We start from the raw sequence: 18,122 nt of genomic DNA on the forward strand, positions 1-18,122 counted from the left end.
CCTGACATAAATATAGCTACAAACCCTATCATAACTAAGATACAATGAAACCACATCCATTATACTTTGTCAGGATTAATTTAACCTTGTCAGTTTCAGCGTTAGTTGCCAATAAATTATCTCGAATGAAACGAGGTGTCCCATTTTCCATAGAGAATTTTTATTCTCTAGGTACTACGACATCTGTTCAAAAGGCAATGAGCCGCTTAACCAAGAAAGGGCAAGTTGCTCGTGTCACAAAAGGGATATATTCCCGCCCAAAACCCTTAGCCAGTATCCCCTCGATCAAAATCACAGCAAAAGCTGAAGAAGTGGCGAAAACATGGGCGCGGACTCACAAATATAAAATAGCCCCTCAGGGATTAGAAGCAGCCTATCGACTCGGCATGCAAACCCAGGCACCAGTTAAAACCGTATATTGGACGACTGGACCATCCCGTGAGTTTCACGTCGGCAATGAAATTGTCCAAGTAAAACACACGACTGAAACCAAGTTGCGGTGGATAAATAAACCTGAGGGAGCCTTATTTAGAGGGCTACTGTCTCTTTCGCCTGAGCATACCCCAATATCTACACTGCACATGGCTATTAAACGCTTAAATTTGCAAGAAAAAGAAGCTATTCAAGTGCTTCAAAAGTTAAGTCATAGTCCCGTTTTGAAAATGTGGAAATACAAGTTAAATCAACTAGAGAGTCGTCTTCGTTCATGAGCATTTTTGACCTGTACGCCGATAGATCTAAACATGAAGATCTTGCAAACATGTTTTCATATGCCGCCCAACAACATGAGCATGGTTTAGTTGCTAACTTTTTGGAAAAAGATGTCTGGGTTGCTGAAATTCTCCGCCTACTATACGACGAAAAGTTACTCGGTGACTGCTCGGTAGCATTTAAAGGTGGAACAGCACTCAGTAAATGCTGGAGCGCTATTGAACGCTTCTCCGAAGACATTGATTTATCGATTCATTGGGCCGATCTGTCTGGATTGTCAGAAGATGAGGAGCTTGCAGCATGGAAAAAGAGCATTCAAAGCAAGAGTCAAAATAAAAAGTTTAGAGATGAACAGCAGAAACGTCTTATGCGTTGGAGCAACGACTTAGTTGAAAAACTTAATCAACGATTTTCGCAATACAACATAGATGGACTATCTGCCGAGCTTGAGCCTGACTCACACGGTGAAAAAATTGATATCCATTTCCCACGTGTAACCCATAGTTCAAATGACTATCAGCTTGACCATATACTATTGGAGTTTGGCGGCAGAAACAGAGGCAAGCCAACTGAAATCATCGATATTGATTGCTATATGGACAGTATTCCTGACTTCGCATCACTAGCATTACCGACAGCTAGCGTAATGGCATATCAGAGGGATTATATTCTCTGGGAGAAATTAACGGCATTACACCAATTTTCAACCCAAGAAAAGGATCCCAATCCAAATAGACTTGCTCGACATTGGTACGATGTCGATTGTCTTCTAAATATGGAGTTTGCCGATCCCCTCAATACATCAGAGGCTATGCTAGCCGTCATCGAAATGAAAAAGCACCGCTGGGCCAGCCCTGGAGTTAATTACGAAGAGATACTTCAAGGCGAACTAAAACTGATCCCAAAAACTAAAAGGTTAGAGGGTATTGCACAAGATCATGCCGAAGCAGTATCTGGCGGTATGTTTTTTACCACTCCAGATCCATTTGATGCCATAGTCACGCGGCTTGAAGCGGCTCAACATAACATCAATGCACATATAAAAGCGTCGCAAAAATAGCAAAATGGCGCGCGTTCGTAATACATAATCTTGCCTCCTGTCTCAAATAGTGAAGGTGAGTAGCATTGATTATGTCTCTAAAAACGAACGTTTTCGAGGCTTACAAATATAAGATGAAGGCTCCCAGAAATCTTGGATCTCTTTATCTCAAAAACACGTTTTAAAAATCAAAATCCCAACAACTCATCTAACTGTTTATTTTTAAGACATTATCACCCTGCATAATTCAAAGTGACACCTGGTTACATGTATTACGAACGGGGGCATGTTGTTCGTGTTTGGTGAATCGTTTCTGCCCCTTTATTCGCTAGAGTAAATACTCATTCACATGCTGTTAATGTGCGTTTGCCATACAAAAGTTATCTGTTATGCTTTTTAAAATCCGTAATCTTTCCGTACAAGTTGAATATGATCAATGTTTGCCCTATCATCTCTGATGTTACGGAATATGTCCGTACACTGGAGGCGTTATGGCAACAGCACGTTTAGATATCCGTCTTGATGAAGAGATAAAAGCGAAAGCTGAAAAGGCATCAGCATTGCTTGGTCTGAAAAGTTTAACTGAATACGTAGTTAGGCTTATGGACGAAGATGCAACACACGTAATTGAAGAGCACCAAAGTATCGTGGTTCAAGATAGTGTCTTTGACGCATTTATGGCTGCTTGTGACAAAGCAAAAGCGCCAAATCAAGCTTTGTTGGAAGCTGCAAAATTCACAGATGAGAGCGGTATCAAGTGAGTTGGGGCAAAGAGTTCGTAGAACTGAGTAAATCATATCACGACCGCAACTCATTCGACTGTGGTGAGCAAGAGCTAAATACATTTATCAAAACTCAAGCAGCAAAGCATATGGAAGCAGGTATTAGTCGAACTATAATTCTACCTAGTGCTCAGCCATTGCTTAATCAGAAGTTTGCAATATGCGCATTTTACAGTGTTGCGCCTAGCTCAATCAGTCGAGAAACCTTACCAGCGCAACTAGCAAAGAAACTTCCTCGATACCCAATTCCAGTGTTTCTTTTAGCTCAGTTAGCTGTGCATAAGGAATTTCACGGCTCTGGGCTAGGGAAAGTCAGTTTAATCCGTGCACTGAAGTACCTTTGGGAAGTGAACCACCATATGAGAGCATATGCTATTGTCGTGGACTGCCTCACTGATTCAGCACAGGCATTCTATACAAAATTTGGCTTTGAAGTATTGTGTGAACATAATGGACGCGTTCGCATGTTGCTATCAATGAAAACGGTAGAAAGACTTTTTAACCAATGAGTTAATAATGCAGTGCTTAATCCTGAACTCGTTGTAGATCAAGGCTGTATGACAGTAAACTAGCGCGTCCCTGCTCCGGTAAGAGCGAGTAAATCCTGCTAGCTCAAAAAGGTCCCTTAATGCATGAGTACCATTACTCAGTCATTTTTGGCCATCTTAATTTACCATAAAAAATCTATTGCTAAATGCATCAGAGAGTACGTAGTTACCGCAATGCATTTCGTATTGTTTAAGCATCACTTCTAGAATAGATAGATTTCAGGATAAGCCCCAAAATCTTATTGGTGCCACAAATAACTTTATCACTAATACCATCACTATTTATTATACGTGGCTAACATTCTTAAATCTTTATGTTGAGTGCGTGCCTGGATCATCATTACGCTGGCGCCATCACTGCCCATCTGGGTCACAAAGCCACTTCTGGCGCTGTGGGCGGCAAATTTCGCGACGTCGATCCCGGCTTTTTTTAGGTAGCCCTTTAAGATCCGATTCACATCCGCGCCGCACAAGACTGGTTGTTGTAGGGGGGGAGTGTCAGGCTTAACTCTCAATGCCTGACCGTTGCGGGTCAGACTTCGAAACACAAAACCGCTGCTTATCTGACTTTTTTCCAGCCAGGTAGTGAGATGATCATAAGGACTGAAGGCTTCTGTGCGCGGGATCCACTTCACTTGCTTGCCGCCTTCCTGGTTCGATTTACTGAAGCGCATGGTCACTTCGAGTCCATCTGGTCGAAAGGCTAAATCGCTGACTTTCAGTTTAACAATCTCACTGCGACGAAAAGCCCCGGCACGCAACAAAGCCATTAACGCCAAGTCTCGCTGCTTGAGTAACGGTTTCTTACCGTGTGATATCACTTTAAGTAACTGTTCTAACTCGCTGTTTAATAATGGGTCTTTGTGGTCATGCAGCACGTCACGATACTGATTACGCCTAAAACCCTCGAGACTTTTTATGATCTCCGGATGATAAGTCGGTGAGTCAAACCCGTGCTCAAGATGAAAATGACGAATGGCCGCAACACGCATCGCAATGGCACTGTTGCTTAAATGCCGCGCCACTTGCTCACCATTGAACTGACTGATAAAAGTGCGGTGCATCTCTTGGCCTAAAAACGCCATCACAATTTCAGCGGAAGCCGGCAGCGGGGCAAAACCATGCTCAGCACAAAACTCAACAAACTGCGCCCAGGCCGACAGGTAACATTTAACCGTGTTATCGGCACGGCGAAATTGCTGCTGCGCTTTGGCCTGTGAAATATTTTCACGCAAGGCGGCCGGTAACTGCTGATGATCCAACGGCGCATGATCGAGCCGATTATTGGCGCTGCGTTGTCTGATGCCATGTTTCATCCCGGATCCTTAATTCTCTACATACGATAAAAGCTATTATAGTATGTAGGGAGGGGAGAGCAGTGTCAACTTAGATACAATGGTTGCACCATATAATTAATCTATGCATTTAGCAGGAGGATATGTGGTTGCAGGAGAATTTCATTGGGTGGCCCATCACATCTCTGCAATGAGTAGACAGCATTTAGAAATTAACTTCAACTGAATGAAGTGTCGCCTTCTCATCCTCTCGCTAGCAGTTGGAGACCATACCGTCGTGAGCTTAGATGAAGGCAAATGTTTTATTACCAGCCGCATCGAAAAGTCGTGATGGGTAATACAGTGATCAGTAGCCACCGATCCGGAAGGACAACACACCATGCTGGCATTGATTGCCTCACCGCCTCAAGATAAAAGTCAGCCAACAGCGAGTCAAATCCGTCTTGTTGAATAATGAGCAAGCATTCGCAGTGAGTTTTAGTCGCTGGGGCGGTCACGCATGGCTGATGGGCAAGGCGTGACAACTCGATACTGTTGCCATCACAATACTGTAACCCTTTCGCTATATGCAGCCTCATCGCAGAGGCTAAACTCCAAGTTTCCGCCACAGCGCTCCTGCTTCTGATCGTGGGTAGAGCAGGGAGCACGTGCTGCATAACACCATGACCCAATGCCCCTTTAACATCGAGTTGATGGGCATGGCCCAATAATGCCGCCCGATCAATCACAGTGGCGAACTCTCTGATATTCCCCTGCCAATACTGCGCTTGTAATAATGCAATATCGTCATTCGAAATCTGCATGGCAGGCAAGCCAAATCGCAGACAGGCCTTCATGGTAAAATGCCTAGCTAACGCTGGCGTAGAGGGGGAAGAACCAGAGGAAACACCGCAAGTCGGTACCACAAATCATGTCGAAACAGCCCCTGGGATATCATCGCCGGCAAGTCGCGATGGGTCGATGCGATGATCCGCACATCCACATTCAATCCCCGTTGTGCTCCGACTTTTCAACCGAAGAGTGTCTATGAATACTCAAGAGGTTATCGATTATTTGATGAGTGCCCCCGAATTGATTTGTTGGCTGCAGCCTAGTAATAGCAAGGGTTACAGAGGAACATGGTGACAAACCGTGCTTTTAGTCAGAGATCCCTTATTACGGCTCCGTTGTGCCAAACCCTATCTTCAGCACCGCTACGTTTCATCATTAAACTGCTGCACGCAAAGTTCAGAGCAGAAAATCATCTCATCATGATCTCTTACGATTGAGTCATAAGGATGCTCGATGAGACTATCGCAGTGTTCACAATGCGGCTTAATCACCTCAGTGCATGAGAATTCCGGGAAAACAACCAACGCTAAATACGTATCAAACGAGACTCTAGTGCTAAAATTGTTTGTTGAAATTGAAAACCAAGCATTCTCAAAGTCAGGGTCGCCAGTGGATTGATCAATCATTATCTTGATATCTGATGCATTACAATCATAGTGGACACCACAAATAATAAACGATGCGTTCCCAGCCGAGCTAAAGTTAACCAATACTTGATGGACAGAACCATCGCCCCAGGTGTTTTCGAATATGAAAGACTTCGATCCATTTTGACCCGACTCATACTCTACCATGTTCATAATTTCCACCCTAAATGCTAACGATTACTGGGTTATTACTCAATGTGCCCAATCTTCATAGGTTAATGACTCAACACGGCTGAATTCACGAACATTGCTAGTCACTAAAATACAACCTGAAGCGATAGCATGACCCGCGATTGCAGTATCATTCGCCCCTATCGGTGTCCCATTTGAAATCAATTGACGCTTTACTTCCGTCGTAGCGTCTACGGCGTTCACATCCCAGGGAAGTACTTCATCAACACGCTTTAAAAACTCATCCACAAGAATTGCATGCTTAGGCGATGCTTTCTTATCTATAGTGCCGGATCGAATTTCAGCATAAGTTATCGCAGATATGACAATTCTGTTTTGTTTACTGACCGCATTTTGCAGTTGCTGAAGCACACTTAAAGGCTGTTCTCGCATGATGAAGCTACAAATACAGCTATCCAACATATAGGTATTTTTCTTCAAAATTCAAAACGCCCTTCATCGGTGACAACTGACTCACGCTCAATCATAAAATCACTGTCAGCCACTTCCAATGCATTAAAAGACAACCAATTTGGTCGAACAGGTCTTAAGATGACGTTATCACCCTCTTTAATGATCTCAAGCTCACTCACTCCATCAAATTCCATATCTTTAGGTAATCGAACAGCTTGATTACGACCATTTTTAAAAATTGATACCGTTCTCATAAGGGACTCACTTATTACCATAGGCTTAACCTATGCCAGAATAGCAAATCCTAAGCATATATCAATCATATGCCTACATTTAGTAAAGGTAAGTGCAACCCGGAACCGCGTAAATATCCGTGATAACAAGCTAAGACCACGAATGGAGCATGGGTTCACAATTCAAAGGCTTTTGGCTTGCTAAGATACTGGTTCTGTCTCATCTTCGAAACAAGAAGTGACCGCAATGTCCTCCAGGCACGGTTATACCGCTAAAGAATAGAATGGCCGCCATAGCGTCATCTTGCCGGCAGCTTCCATCTGACCATTACAGAGCATTTACCATAACCCGACACCGGCTAACGTGGCTTCAGCCCCTGCCACTTCACCGCGCGATGGCTCTGCTCCACCATATGATTCAGGGACTTAATCTGCAGCACCTCGATAATATAAGCGGCCATGCCAGCGAACCAGAGCTGCCAATTGAGGCGCACTACCACTCTCATCAATCACAACCTATGCTGCCCCACAGCTTTATTAAAGATGTCTCTGGCTGCAAGCTTCATCTCGCTTTTCACTCAACATGAAATCGATAATATCGCCGTATTTATCGACGGCTCGGTACAGATAAAACCACAGACCTTTAACTTTGATATACGTTTCGTCCATTCGCCACGAGCCAGACACTGAGCGCTTCTTGTCGTGACGAAAAACACTTCCAGCAAAGCAGCATATTCCAACACCTAGCGATGGAGCGCCGCGTGATCAACGTTAACCCCACGTTCAGCAACTCACTAATATCGCGATAACTCAGCTTACTAAGCAACATCCCATCGAACAGCCATCAGGACGGTGGCCGAATGAACCGGTTTTTATGCGAAGCGTAGGCCATAGGAAAAATTCACAAATCAAATAAAAATCCAGCGAAGCATCACTGCAGGACTGGCCTAGGTATCGTCTGTGACTTCAAGATGCGACAGAACCACGGCGCTTACTGGCCAGATATTAACTGGCCGGTATTGATCTCTTTCTCTCTTAAAACCCATGCCACCGCAATGGCTTCTTGTTCACTCGCTAAGGGATGATCTCGCTCCAAGGCATTGGTCATGGTCTCTAAAGTATTTAGACTTTTCGCACGACGTAACTTGAACAAAAAAGTTAAGGTTATTTCATCGATGTTTGTTGTCTGCATAACATGTCTTTGGTTGGCAATGAAAGATAGAGTGCATCGTTGATGCCCCGTGGGATAATGTCGTCAGATCATGACGATTGAGTTGATGATCAGTCAACCCCGGTACTCTTGAGCCGGTCAACCATGGGCAGGCTTGAGCCTGGTATGAGAGTCGATTTCGGCTGCCTATGGTACAGATAGTCATCATCTTCCAGCTCAGTCGTTGGCACTCCGGGCAACAGCATACTCTCGGTGTTTTCCAGCCTAACATGGCGGATATCAAACCGCATCGTGTCCACACGTTTACTATCGATGAAAAGTCCTGTTACATTCAGCGCTACCGCTGAATAAACATAGCATAGCAAACAAGCATAAGAATGGAATGGCAGAAACATAGAGGACGTGTCAATCGTGCCTAGTGAACCATGGCAAGCCGTTGCAGTCAATATCCTCCCAGTATCCCGAAAGTGGAGCCTCACTGAGAGGCACCACTCTATCACACGAATCCTCCCGCCGCTGAGCGCCATCAAACGGAACACATTGAAACCCACAAAGAGGCATAGAGATGGTTATTTATCCAACCATTGATGGCCATTAAGCAGTGATCGTGGCCGCCTACAGCCTGTACCTCGCAGCGTCACATGCCACTGGAGCTAAGATTAATCGCCGAGGACAGCGTCTCAATTTGACAGGAAAGGGACGCGTGCCTGGCCTGTCAGCTTGATAGTTTCCCCAAGGGGGACTTAACCGCACGGACTCCAACTTGCCCCTCGATGATTATTGGCTGAAGTCATGAGGGGTGATCAGGTTTTCGCCGTTGGCTGATGTCTTATGCAAACTCGAAAATATGTGACTTAATTTTCGCGGGTAATCACCACTGGTGATGATCGTGGCCGTCTGATTGGGGGCGTAATAATGACAGCCAAAACAATTAACGGTTTGCTTATTCGTCACTGGTAATGGCCCTTGTACCGTGGTTTCTAGCAAGGTGTTGGCATTTTCGAGCGAACCGCGCAAATTGTCCTCGACGTCAGAATCAACGTTGATGTCATTTTGCCAAATGGAGCCACCGATTATAAAGTATTGCAGTGCAGACAAACGCCCCCACGCTTGGGTTTCAATGTGGCGATTGAGCTGTTTTATCGCACTGATATTTTGCTGGTATTTACTGGGAGATGGATAGTGCTCACCTTGACTGTTTTGATAGTACAGTACGTTGGTTACATCGGAACCTTGCGGATAAACCCGACAAATGGCACTGCTTTTGCCGTGTTGTTCGGGCTGAAATGGGGCGTGATTAAACGCACAGTTTGGACTGTCAAAGTCAGCTTCAAACATCTTGACTACACACTCTTTTTTAGCAAATGCATAGTCGATATCTAATCGTTTCGGGTTGGGATAACAATCGGGTACACTCTCTACATGCTCAAAGGTTGTCCAGATCATTTCAGGGTGTGCAGGCGTCGATTGAACCAAATGCAACCCCATCAAGCCTAAGGTCAACTCCTCGGTCGGGCTACTGCTTACTGGCGTAGTGGCAACGGTGACGTTCAATTTTTTCTTGATGTGAATATACTGATCAATGGGGTCATTAGGCTGCAACACTTTCCAGGCCATTTTCAGCTCTAAAGTCTCAGCTGGCAAGTTACCGACAGGTTGAGCCTGACACAGCGGCTGGCTAAACTGAACCGAGTAATACACCACATTGTTTTGTTGATCGTATATCGTTGCATTGTCCGCGGCTTGATTGATGCTCGCTGATAACATGCCAATGTTCTTCAATGACGGACTGGTCTCAAGGCAGGAGTCATTGGTGTCATCATACCGGTACATCGGATAGTCGCTGAGGCTGTAAAAATAGGGTTCATTTGTCTTCGGATCTGTGCTCATCAGGTAGATAAAGGATTGCAGCGAAAACTGATAAAAATCACAAAATGTGCTTTCAGGTTTACCCGCGTCGTCTTTACCACTTTTGGCCACTTCGGTCGCTAACGAAGGCGACGTGATCCATTCTGGGTTAAATTGGCATTGCTCATTGACGGTTGATGGGTACCCGTCCATTTCTGCGGGCATACCCGCAGCGCTAACGCTGGTGACGATACTGGTCGCGACATAGCTCACCAGCATCACATAAGGGGTTATTTTCATCTGCTTCTCCATTAATTTCTTCATCTGATTATCACCATCGACCCACACAAAATGCGCGAGGGTCCCTCAAAACGGTACCCAAAAGTTAACAAAGCGCACCACGATGTGTTATTACGCGTTATTACAAGTCCTGTAGTCACCAGACAGTGAGCTTGGGTGAACAGCCTTGATTCGATCCCCCTGAGACACCCGAAACGCATTCCAATGGGGAGTGGGTTACAGGCGCGCCAATGACTAGCTAAGCAGGTCAAGGGAAGCGATGCGAATAAGTTAATGTGGGGAGCACAGCGAATGTGATGCGGTATCAATCAAAGCGAAGCGTAATATTGTCTGTATGCGGTAATCGTCAGTCAACACATGCGGCGGTATGTCGACAGTCGAGACTTTGGTGTTCATTGAATGGGTAAATATTGCCGCAACACGTATGCATGTCCCAGCAATCACCAGCAACCATGGCCTTGAAGTACGTGCTGCTGTCATCCATTGAGCCGATGGGGCGCAGACTCTCTTTCTTAGCTGTGGACAACGCCGGGATATCACTCACAGTGATATCCCGTTTAAGTCATTATGCGGCCTGAGTGTCGACCTGCGAGGTCTGTTCAACGACCACGTTGCAGTTGGCCACTTCAGTCCACTCACCCGTTGCGGGATTGAGAAAACGAAAGCGTCCGGTGCCATCAGCGCCTTTAGCGACACCCAGTTGAAAGTTAAACTCCAGATCCTCAATCTGATGGTAAAATGGCATCACCGGGAAACTCAAGCCGGTGCCGTTATACAGGGGTGTGGGCCCCCCAGAGACAATAAGCGGTACAATGGCGCCCGTTACTTGCGAGCGAATGTCAGTGAGCGGCATGGTCGTTTGTGTGATGTGCCCGATGCCCACAAAGTGATACGTTTCAGTGTCTTCATACAGGTTAAGCACCAGTACAGGGCTGCCGACGAGTCCGTTAGATAACACCATTTTTTGTACAAGCACACCTTCAGTCGCGTTGACCTTTGAGTATTCCATATTCTTTCCTATCGTTGAGGGTTGTTGTGCCATTCAGTCAAGTGCCCACTAGGTCAACCCGTCTGCATGACATCGTTATCACTATAGGTAAACCACAACAAAAATCGATTACAGGCTATTACACCTTAATGACGTTGCGAGCAGGATGTTGGCACTGACTTGAAGGCTGAATGTGGTTTCAATCAAGGTCTGCTCAACGGGATTTCGGCACGGAGTCGCCTCTGTACGAATGAGACCACCAAACGCAGAGTGGCTGTAGGATGAAGCACATAGGGATCAAGTCCTACAGCCCAAACTCGCTGGGCTGTAGGACGTTAACGCACGGACAGACTGTTAACCATGGCCGCCGACGCTACACTGGGTCGCTTTCAGACCGACAAAGTCATAGTTTTCATTCAAGTCGACATTGCGCCAATGTACACTGCCATTAGGATCAACGAAATAGCATGCTTGCCCGGTATCGGGAGCCGCGAAAATGAACTGTCTAAGCTCACTGTAAATATCCCAGCGGGCCAATTCTGGTGCCCAGCGGGCCCAAATACCATTCTCTTGAATGGCCCACAATCGATTATCTCCACCGACCGAAATTTCACGCGCCTTGATCCCCGGGAAACTCTGGTTTTCGTTTTTATCCACATTGCGCCAATGCACACTGCCATCAGGATCAACGTAATAACACGCTTGTTCAGTGGTCGGATCAGCAAAGATAAACTTCCTTTGCTCACTGAACACATCCCAACGTTCGAATACCGGGGCATAGCGTGCCCAGATGCCATTTTCTTGAATAGCCCACAGGCGATTACTCCCCCCAACGGAGATAATGTCAGCGCTGATCCCTGCAAAGCTCATGTTTTCGTTTCTATCCACATTACGCCAGTGCACGCTGCCATCAGGGTCAACGTAATAACATGCTTGCCCCGATTTGGGATCAGCAAAAATGAACTTTCTGATCTCACTAAAGACGTCCCAACGTGAAAACTCAGGTGCCCAACGTGCCCACACGCCGCCTGCTTGAATAGCCCAAACTCGATTTGTGTTCATAACGTTTCCTTGTTTAAATTAACTGATCTTGTGTCTGTTATCCTTCGCCCATTGCGACATCACATTCACGCCATCGGTGATGACAATTCATCACTGCATATAAAGGTAGCGGCTGCAGCCCTCATGTTCTATTACAGACTATTACCGAGCACGATGGCGCTAGTAGGAGGCCTGCCGCAACGTCACCATGCGTCCCGTATCAGTTCAAAACTGGGACCCGCGGTCATGCCGTTCCCCAGGGGCGTGTTCATCAGCGCCTGCGCTTTGTATTTCAGCTCAAACATGATGGGAATGGCTTGTTTGATTAGCTCAGGCTGACCGTTACAGCTGTCGTGGAGGCGGTCCAACAGCGCGGTATAACTCACATTAAAATCACGTGATTGCTGCCACAATGGCGAGCCTACTGGGTGATCGGCCATTTTAGGGTTCGGTTGCATGTTATGCACCTCGGACCACGCAATGTGGAGCGGCGCCCCCGTTGGCGCATCCTGAGGCTTATCGCCTTCTTGATAACACCGTTCATGCTTCAACTCATTAAATTTATAATAGTGGGCGTAATCAATCGCCTCTCCAAAGTAAACATCCGTGTCGTAAATCGTGTCACAGATCCCTTCACCTTGACCGACAATCTCTTCGATCGCCAGCAGCGCGCTTGTGAGGTTGGTGACCGCAAAAAGCGTACCGCCAGCACCGTAGTAATCGTTTTCAGTTAACTGCTTACTGTTATCACCATGAAATATTCCCCCTTCTGTGCTGGCATCGACGGCAGTAAGCGCCTCGCTGATCGCGGCATAAAACTGACCGATCGTGCTCCACTCATCATATTGAGCGGGGGCATCACTGGCACTGGGCTTTTCAATCTTTAAAAACACCTCAATGGTGTCACGACTTAATTTTTGTAACGGCACCAGAAATGCCTGATCACTATGGGGTAAATAGCCCGGGTATTTCGGCACAAAATCGCGGCTATTGATCGCCGGCGCCCCACCAATGGCATTGAGGATATTGGCCGCTAAGATCATGTGCAGCATCTCCTCCATCACGACAGATTGAATCGCCTGATAGGCGAAGGCGTTACTGCCCACTTTGATCGAATATAGCGCGCACAGATAGGCCGGGATCGTGGCATGTTCGATCTCAATGGCCGTTTGTAAATGCCGACGTAATGCAACGATATCGGTGATTTTATTGCAGCGCGGGTATTGGTTGAATTGCGGCAGCAACTTATGACGGCTTCGGCTATTCGGGGCTTGATGTTGGTTGCTCATGATCACCTCTTATTCAGTTGTTTTAAGATCGACTCAGCGGCGGCGAAGGTCAATGCGGTCATAGTGAGGGTGGGATTGGAAGTGCCCAGCGTGGGCATGTTGCCGCAACCGGCGAGAAACAAGTTGGGGTGATCCCAAGTACGCTGCTCAGAGTCAACCACGGAATTATCGGCGCAAGTGCCCATACGATGGGTGCCAACGATGTGCCCTGCCCCTCTGAAGGTATAGCCATGACCGTTGTACTCGACATAGTCGGCCTCGGTGGGTTTATATAAGGTGCGGTCTTCAATGTGATTAGCGGCGAAAATTTGATCTGACACCTTTTTTGCCGCTTCGAAGGACTTACGCATATATTCATCACAGTGATACTCGATGACCGGGCGACAGTTACCGAGCTGATCGAGATAGTCCTTGTCTATCGTGACACGGTTATCGGCGCTAGGGGCTTGCTCACACTCAAAATGCAGCAGGGCTTGGCGTGGCACCACATCACTCAAATGGTGGCGCAATGGCTGGCCGAACATCTGCTGTTCGACCACGGCGTTCACCACATCGCTGCCTGGGGCAAAGGTTGGCCAAGACCAGCCCCAATTATCAATGGGTGAGATCCAGGCGGCATGATCTTGACGAAATGGTCCGTCACGGAAAGTCGGGATATACGTGGTGCAACCCGGGCCGCGGTAGGGGTAGCCCTTTTCTGGCAGCAAGCCCCATGTCAGTAATACCTGGTGGTCCATGAGGTTTCGGCCGACTTGATCTGACGAGTTGGCCGCCTTTGATGCCAGCAATAACTTGGCATTTTCAATGGCGCTGCAGGCGAGCACGATAACTTTCGCCTGTGCGCGCTTAGTGACATATTCACTGCCGCTGGGATCGTGATAGACTTTATAAACCACCGCACTGACCGCCTGGGTGTCCGGATCAATCTCGAGTAGTGACGCCACCGATTGTGTGCGAATGTCCAGCAGACTGAAATCCGATTTTTTCAAGGTTTTTAGCGCATTGTATTTCGCTTGCACCGGGCAAATGGGCACACAACTCGCGTTACCTTCACAGCGGGCGCCAGTATTAGGAGCCCACGTGGCTCCTACCACCTCATACCGAAGCGCATTGTCGGTTAACACCAATGCCTGCAACTTGTCATTCCAGACGGTGGTGCCGTAACGGTAATCAACACAAGGGTCGCCGTTCCGTCCTTGGGGCATGCTAATACAGGAGAGTGGGTACTGCGTCCCGTTAAGCTCAACCATGAGATCCTCGGTATGTTTGATCCACAACTGGTCTTGATAGCTTTGCGGGATGGCTTGCATCGGAAACACATAATCTTCGCCATAATTGGCGATCCCCATGTCAGGGCCTTGTTGCGCAGTGACCTCCCCTGCGACGCCTATTTCGTTCTCGGCCATCTCGTAATAAGGCCGTAAATCCTCATAAGTCATGGGCCAGTCCACGCCGCGGCCGTAGCGGGTGTTCATCTTAAAATCATTGGGGAGCATGCGCGGCACATTGCCGAGCCAGTGCAAGGTGGTGCCACCAGGCGCCCGTAAGCAATCACTGGCAAAGGGCAAGGGCCCTTTTTGCACCAGATAGTCACCGTCGTAAGGGGTCTTAGCTTCAATCTCTAACACATTGATTGAGGGGGCATCCTTCAGCGTGGGATAGGGGGTGTTAGTGGCTTTGAGTCCGTCGGCATAAAATCGCTCAAGGTAACTTTGATAATTGAGATGATCTTGTTCGCCGTCCAGTGCCATACCGGCCGCCAGGCCCGCTTCCAATAGCAGGACTTGCTTACCCGCCTGAGTCAGGGTTTTACACAGCACGGCGCCAGCAATACCCGAGCCCACCACAATGACGTCATATTCAGTCTTTTTCATGGCTTTATCCTATTTATCGTTACGATGAGCGCTAAGAGGCTGCACTGACCATGAGCCAAAACCGGGGTGTTTCGCCCCAGGTGGATGGGTGTTGGCAGCTGGCCATACCAGGCTTTGAATGTAAGACCGCCCGTTAATTTGCGTGGCACTCGAGCCATCAGAGGGATCATCGAACCACTGACCGAGGTACCACATCAAGGTGATTTTTTGTGCGAGGGTGTTGTATTGCCAGGCTGGCATCAATGTGGTCATTGTGTGTTTGACGGCGCTGACATGATCGTCCTTTGCCAGCAGCGTGATCCGATCCGCCTGCACCATAAAGGTGGTTAATTCAGCAGAGGGCGTCTGCTGCTCCAGCGTGTTAAGATAAGACTCACACATCCCGGTGCCTTGCAATTCGACCTCATCAAAGCCGGTTAGCCACGCGGATATATTAAGAAACTGTGCCATGGTTACATTACTCATGATGTCCCTTCTTGGTTGTAGTGGTGTCAGCCCGCTGCGGGGCCGTTATGGCATCATGAAATGGACGGGACGACATTGCACACGTTCTGAGTCACGTCAGCCAAACATCATGCCCACTCGAGTATGGGCAAGGTCCATGCAACGCGATATTACAGGCCATTACAGCGGTCAATTCTCCGGCTAACGGTTTATACTCTTCCTGTTAAAATCCCCGCTAAAGCATGCGGCAACCTGCAATCGAGCGAATGCAGACGGTGGACTCACCCCCTATCCCAGAGCGCTGATTGAGTTAATTTATGGGATAAGAAATAGGGGAGCGCAGGGGCCTACTGGCCCCCACGACTGGGTTAGCGGTTACGACGCAGGGATTTATCCACCACTCGCGTGGCGGCAGCGAGGCGCTGATTGTGTTGCCATTGCATCCACTGCTTGAGGGCGATAGAGGATTGCAACGAGTAATCCAAAGAGATCCACTGGCTACGGCCACTCCCGTAAGCGGGCACCCCTTCCCCCATAATATTCACCTTACCGTTGGGGGTGTTAGCCGTCATGTTGAACGGCACACCGGCCAACACGTTGGTGAAATAGAGCGCATCTAACGCGGCAAAGCTGACGTCATTGGAGACGGTGGCTGGGTCGCCTGCGCGGTCCATGCCATTATTGGCATGCAAGCGTGCAGGAGCCACACATTCTTGGGTTTGTTTATCGCTGTGATCTGTCGCGGATGAAAACTGCGAGATCATCGGCGGCGTCACCCAATACTTATCGGGCACCGAAGCAGTACCATGGCAGGACATGCATGAGGAGTTGTCATTGTCCGCAGGACCGTTCAAGCGCTGATTACAGCCTAAATGGCCCAATTGACGCATCACTCCTTCACCACTGACACGGTTTAACCCGTCAACAGTTTCCCAGTTAATCACAGTTTCTTTAAAGCCATTTTTACGGGGGTTAGCGGGATAGTTGTAGGCGTATTGGCCCTTAGGCGGGGTATCATTGCCCCACATCAGACCCAATAAACTGACCCGCTTCCAGGGTTCTTGTTCATGCGCTTTTTGCTGACCGTCGGCGACAAAGGTCCCGTACACCCATTTTGTGCCTTGGGCGCGGCTGTCTTTGATGGCGATATCAAATTGCAGTAATTTTACCGTTTGCCATTTCACGTAGCTGCGGGGACATTGCTGGCTTTCTTCCACCAAGGTGCATTCAACCTCTTTGCCCTTTTCTGAATGACATTTGCAGTAGGCCGGATCGGAAATATTGGCATTCCAGTGGGGCATATTGGCGAGGACGGGCAACTGCTTTACAGTAGAGGTATTGAATAAGGGTTTAGCAATCACAGCCCCTTCATCGAAGCTGATATCGCGGCTGGGGATCTTGGCTTTCCCGCTTGCAGGCCACATGGTGCCAAGCGTGTACGCAGCGGTGGCATTGTAGATCCCCACGGCCCACATGGTGGAGCTATCGGTACCGGTGCCGTTATTGACAGAGAAGGTCACGGGGGCCTCGCGGGTGAGTCCGTGGGTAAATTCACGGCCACTCATGGCGTCATACGTTTGGAAGGGAATGTGGTACCACGGGCGAACCGGATTACTACAGACACCGAAGTCGAGTTGGCCCGGTTGATTGATGTTGCCAGCGAGGACGTACTCCAGCACTAGCCAGGCATATTCATCGGCTAGGGCTTTTTTGGTGGCTTGGCCAGTATTGCTCTTGAACAGTGCGTCGAACTTGGTATCGCGCCATTTTTGCTGGGCGCGATCATCCACGGGGCGAGTGGGATAACGATCTGACAACTGAAACACCGGGTCAGTCCAACCATCTGTGGGAGCATTGCTGACAGTCTGACCAGACCACATGTTACTGAATTTGGGCTGCACATCCTGCCAATAGCTGGGGTAGGTACCACTGCAGGTATTTTCCATCGGGGCACGATCAGCTGCGCTGATCATCCAAGACAAGCAACTCAGGCCTATCAGTCCCACTTTCATCATTAAGGTATTGATAACGACTCTCCTTCCATTGTCACGCCAAAAAGCATCAACCTATGGCGTAGCGTTATAGGTATGAAAGAGCGTAGCGCCCGCGCAATTAAACAAGTATTACGCCCCATTACAGGCACTGGGGCAGAGCCACAATCTCGGCAGTCAACTCGGCCTTAGCCCTCAAAAAGTCGAACAGACGGGAGGATAAAGAGGCGGCCAAACAGTCATGGTTGACTACCTACCACAACCCAAAGCATGGTAAACGGGTGGTGATCTACACCTAACTCTTGTAGGAGTTAGTGACTAGAGTCTTTGTTACCGATACTTTTCGAGTCACTGAGATGGCCTCGCGTAAACATAAGACACTAGAACAATGGCTTGAACTCATAGAGCTTCACAAACAAAGCAAATTAACGATTGTTGATTTTTGTTCCCAGCATCACCTTGTCGTTAAAACCTTTAGCCGCAAGAGAAGCGAGTTGATGAAGGC

Annotated in this window: 21 protein-coding genes and 2 pseudogenes; 6 read left to right on the forward strand and 17 right to left on the reverse strand. The window is 47.9% G+C overall.

Going from position 1 to position 18,122, the window contains the following annotated elements:
• Positions 1–44 precede the first annotated feature (44 nt).
• From FS373_RS18815 to FS373_RS18830, 4 genes are all read left to right on the forward strand, one after another.
• The gene (locus FS373_RS18815) at positions 45–710 is read left to right on the forward strand and encodes a DUF6088 family protein (protein WP_227992990.1); all 666 of its coding nucleotides are present in this window, start codon (positions 45–47) and stop codon (positions 708–710) included.
• A complete protein-coding gene (locus tag FS373_RS18820; RefSeq protein WP_152830268.1) occupies positions 707–1,771 on the forward strand; it encodes a nucleotidyl transferase AbiEii/AbiGii toxin family protein in 1,065 nt (354 codons plus the stop codon). The genes FS373_RS18815 and FS373_RS18820 overlap by 4 nt, the downstream gene beginning before the upstream one ends.
• A 470-nt stretch (positions 1,772–2,241) precedes the next feature.
• The gene (locus FS373_RS18825; protein ID WP_152830270.1) at positions 2,242–2,511 is read left to right on the forward strand and encodes a DUF1778 domain-containing protein; all 270 of its coding nucleotides are present in this window, start codon (positions 2,242–2,244) and stop codon (positions 2,509–2,511) included.
• Positions 2,508–3,041: a GNAT family N-acetyltransferase gene (locus tag FS373_RS18830; protein ID WP_322619528.1), complete on the forward strand. Its 534-nt coding sequence runs from the start codon at positions 2,508–2,510 to the stop codon at positions 3,039–3,041. Before FS373_RS18825 ends, FS373_RS18830 begins: the two co-directional genes overlap by 4 nt.
• Before the next feature lie 317 nt (positions 3,042–3,358).
• Here FS373_RS18830 and FS373_RS18835 read toward each other — a convergent pair whose 3' ends face one another.
• The 16 genes and pseudogenes from FS373_RS18835 to FS373_RS18905 form a co-directional block, all read right to left on the reverse strand.
• Positions 3,359–4,396, reverse strand: a complete 1,038-nt coding sequence (locus FS373_RS18835) for a tyrosine-type recombinase/integrase (RefSeq protein ID WP_152830271.1) — start codon at positions 4,394–4,396, stop codon at positions 3,359–3,361.
• Positions 4,397–4,680: 284 nt separating this feature from the next.
• On the reverse strand, positions 4,681–5,211 hold the full coding sequence (locus FS373_RS18840; protein WP_152830273.1) for a hypothetical protein: 531 nt from the start codon (positions 5,209–5,211) through the stop codon (positions 4,681–4,683).
• A 14-nt stretch (positions 5,212–5,225) separates the two neighbouring features.
• Positions 5,226–5,372: pseudogene (locus FS373_RS32790) on the reverse strand (sigma 54-interacting transcriptional regulator); the annotation flags it as partial.
• A 196-nt stretch (positions 5,373–5,568) separates the two neighbouring features.
• Positions 5,569–6,006: a hypothetical protein gene (locus tag FS373_RS18850; RefSeq protein ID WP_152830276.1), complete on the reverse strand. Its 438-nt coding sequence runs from the start codon at positions 6,004–6,006 to the stop codon at positions 5,569–5,571.
• Between the two features lie 39 nt (positions 6,007–6,045).
• Positions 6,046–6,465, reverse strand: a complete 420-nt coding sequence (locus tag FS373_RS18855) for a type II toxin-antitoxin system VapC family toxin (RefSeq protein WP_227992991.1) — start codon at positions 6,463–6,465, stop codon at positions 6,046–6,048.
• Positions 6,462–6,692, reverse strand: coding sequence for a type II toxin-antitoxin system VapB family antitoxin (gene vapB / locus FS373_RS18860; protein WP_152830278.1), 231 nt, complete (start codon positions 6,690–6,692; stop codon positions 6,462–6,464). The genes FS373_RS18855 and vapB overlap by 4 nt, the downstream gene beginning before the upstream one ends.
• A 338-nt stretch (positions 6,693–7,030) precedes the next feature.
• The gene (locus FS373_RS32180) at positions 7,031–7,177 is read right to left on the reverse strand and encodes a hypothetical protein (RefSeq protein WP_227992992.1); all 147 of its coding nucleotides are present in this window, start codon (positions 7,175–7,177) and stop codon (positions 7,031–7,033) included.
• Between the two features lie 38 nt (positions 7,178–7,215).
• Positions 7,216–7,352: pseudogene (locus FS373_RS32795) on the reverse strand (DDE-type integrase/transposase/recombinase); the annotation flags it as partial.
• Positions 7,353–7,662: 310 nt separating this feature from the next.
• Positions 7,663–7,863 (reverse strand): hypothetical protein, encoded by a 201-nt coding sequence (locus FS373_RS18870; RefSeq protein WP_152830280.1) that lies wholly within the window; start codon positions 7,861–7,863, stop codon positions 7,663–7,665.
• A gap of 89 nt (positions 7,864–7,952) precedes the next feature.
• Positions 7,953–8,132, reverse strand: coding sequence for a hypothetical protein (locus tag FS373_RS18875; protein WP_152830282.1), 180 nt, complete (start codon positions 8,130–8,132; stop codon positions 7,953–7,955).
• 487 nt (positions 8,133–8,619) lie between these two features.
• Complete coding sequence (locus FS373_RS18880; protein ID WP_152830284.1) at positions 8,620–10,014, reverse strand: hypothetical protein; 1,395 nt, start codon at positions 10,012–10,014, stop codon at positions 8,620–8,622.
• Between the two features lie 541 nt (positions 10,015–10,555).
• Complete coding sequence (locus FS373_RS18885) at positions 10,556–10,999, reverse strand: DUF1842 domain-containing protein (protein WP_194165899.1); 444 nt, start codon at positions 10,997–10,999, stop codon at positions 10,556–10,558.
• A gap of 333 nt (positions 11,000–11,332) precedes the next feature.
• A complete protein-coding gene (locus FS373_RS18890; RefSeq protein WP_152830288.1) occupies positions 11,333–12,040 on the reverse strand; it encodes a hypothetical protein in 708 nt (235 codons plus the stop codon).
• A 182-nt stretch (positions 12,041–12,222) separates the two neighbouring features.
• Entirely contained in the window at positions 12,223–13,308 is a 1,086-nt protein-coding gene (locus FS373_RS18895) for a ferritin-like domain-containing protein (protein WP_152830289.1), read from the reverse strand.
• 2 nt (positions 13,309–13,310) lie between these two features.
• Positions 13,311–15,182: a GMC family oxidoreductase gene (locus tag FS373_RS18900; protein WP_152830291.1), complete on the reverse strand. Its 1,872-nt coding sequence runs from the start codon at positions 15,180–15,182 to the stop codon at positions 13,311–13,313.
• 9 nt (positions 15,183–15,191) lie between these two features.
• Positions 15,192–15,563 carry a hypothetical protein gene (locus tag FS373_RS18905; RefSeq protein ID WP_152830293.1) on the reverse strand — a complete coding sequence of 124 codons (372 nt, stop codon included), beginning with the start codon at positions 15,561–15,563 and terminating at the stop codon, positions 15,192–15,194.
• A 67-nt stretch (positions 15,564–15,630) separates the two neighbouring features.
• Here FS373_RS18905 and FS373_RS18910 point away from each other — a divergent pair, with 67 nt between their 5' ends.
• Positions 15,631–15,831 carry a hypothetical protein gene (locus FS373_RS18910; protein WP_152830295.1) on the forward strand — a complete coding sequence of 67 codons (201 nt, stop codon included), beginning with the start codon at positions 15,631–15,633 and terminating at the stop codon, positions 15,829–15,831.
• A 163-nt stretch (positions 15,832–15,994) separates the two neighbouring features.
• On the opposite strand, the gene FS373_RS18915 is transcribed toward FS373_RS18910, so the two are convergent.
• On the reverse strand, positions 15,995–17,572 hold the full coding sequence (locus FS373_RS18915; protein ID WP_194165901.1) for a hypothetical protein: 1,578 nt from the start codon (positions 17,570–17,572) through the stop codon (positions 15,995–15,997).
• A 359-nt stretch (positions 17,573–17,931) separates the two neighbouring features.
• Between FS373_RS18915 and tnpA the strand changes: the two genes are divergently transcribed.
• Positions 17,932–18,122 (forward strand): IS66 family insertion sequence element accessory protein TnpA (tnpA, locus tag FS373_RS32190; protein ID WP_416221769.1); only part of this gene is annotated, 191 nt, incomplete at its 3' end.

Source organism: Shewanella sp. YLB-07 (genome assembly GCF_009377275.1).

What these genes read in the sequence shown, in the direction of transcription:
- FS373_RS18820 (WP_152830268.1), top strand. Translation starts at nt 707, where the DNA reads ATGAGCATTTTTGACCTGTACGCCGATAGATCTAAACATGAAGATCTT.
- FS373_RS18815 (WP_227992990.1), top strand. Translation starts at nt 45, where the DNA reads ATGAAACCACATCCATTATACTTTGTCAGGATTAATTTAACCTTGTCA.
- vapB (WP_152830278.1), bottom strand. Translation starts at nt 6,692, where the DNA reads ATGAGAACGGTATCAATTTTTAAAAATGGTCGTAATCAAGCTGTTCGA.
- FS373_RS18840 (WP_152830273.1), bottom strand. Translation starts at nt 5,211, where the DNA reads ATGAAGGCCTGTCTGCGATTTGGCTTGCCTGCCATGCAGATTTCGAAT.
- FS373_RS18825 (WP_152830270.1), top strand. Translation starts at nt 2,242, where the DNA reads ATGGCAACAGCACGTTTAGATATCCGTCTTGATGAAGAGATAAAAGCG.
- FS373_RS18880 (WP_152830284.1), bottom strand. Translation starts at nt 10,014, where the DNA reads ATGAAGAAATTAATGGAGAAGCAGATGAAAATAACCCCTTATGTGATG.
- FS373_RS18885 (WP_194165899.1), bottom strand. Translation starts at nt 10,999, where the DNA reads ATGGAATACTCAAAGGTCAACGCGACTGAAGGTGTGCTTGTACAAAAA.
- FS373_RS18895 (WP_152830289.1), bottom strand. Translation starts at nt 13,308, where the DNA reads ATGAGCAACCAACATCAAGCCCCGAATAGCCGAAGCCGTCATAAGTTG.
- FS373_RS18850 (WP_152830276.1), bottom strand. Translation starts at nt 6,006, where the DNA reads ATGAACATGGTAGAGTATGAGTCGGGTCAAAATGGATCGAAGTCTTTC.
- FS373_RS18870 (WP_152830280.1), bottom strand. Translation starts at nt 7,863, where the DNA reads ATGCAGACAACAAACATCGATGAAATAACCTTAACTTTTTTGTTCAAG.
- FS373_RS18875 (WP_152830282.1), bottom strand. Translation starts at nt 8,132, where the DNA reads ATGCGGTTTGATATCCGCCATGTTAGGCTGGAAAACACCGAGAGTATG.
- FS373_RS18900 (WP_152830291.1), bottom strand. Translation starts at nt 15,182, where the DNA reads ATGAAAAAGACTGAATATGACGTCATTGTGGTGGGCTCGGGTATTGCT.
- FS373_RS18890 (WP_152830288.1), bottom strand. Translation starts at nt 12,040, where the DNA reads ATGAACACAAATCGAGTTTGGGCTATTCAAGCAGGCGGCGTGTGGGCA.
- FS373_RS32180 (WP_227992992.1), bottom strand. Translation starts at nt 7,177, where the DNA reads ATGAGAGTGGTAGTGCGCCTCAATTGGCAGCTCTGGTTCGCTGGCATG.
- FS373_RS18910 (WP_152830295.1), top strand. Translation starts at nt 15,631, where the DNA reads ATGGTTACATTACTCATGATGTCCCTTCTTGGTTGTAGTGGTGTCAGC.
- FS373_RS18905 (WP_152830293.1), bottom strand. Translation starts at nt 15,563, where the DNA reads ATGTGTGAGTCTTATCTTAACACGCTGGAGCAGCAGACGCCCTCTGCT.
- FS373_RS18915 (WP_194165901.1), bottom strand. Translation starts at nt 17,572, where the DNA reads ATGGAAAATACCTGCAGTGGTACCTACCCCAGCTATTGGCAGGATGTG.
- FS373_RS18835 (WP_152830271.1), bottom strand. Translation starts at nt 4,396, where the DNA reads ATGAAACATGGCATCAGACAACGCAGCGCCAATAATCGGCTCGATCAT.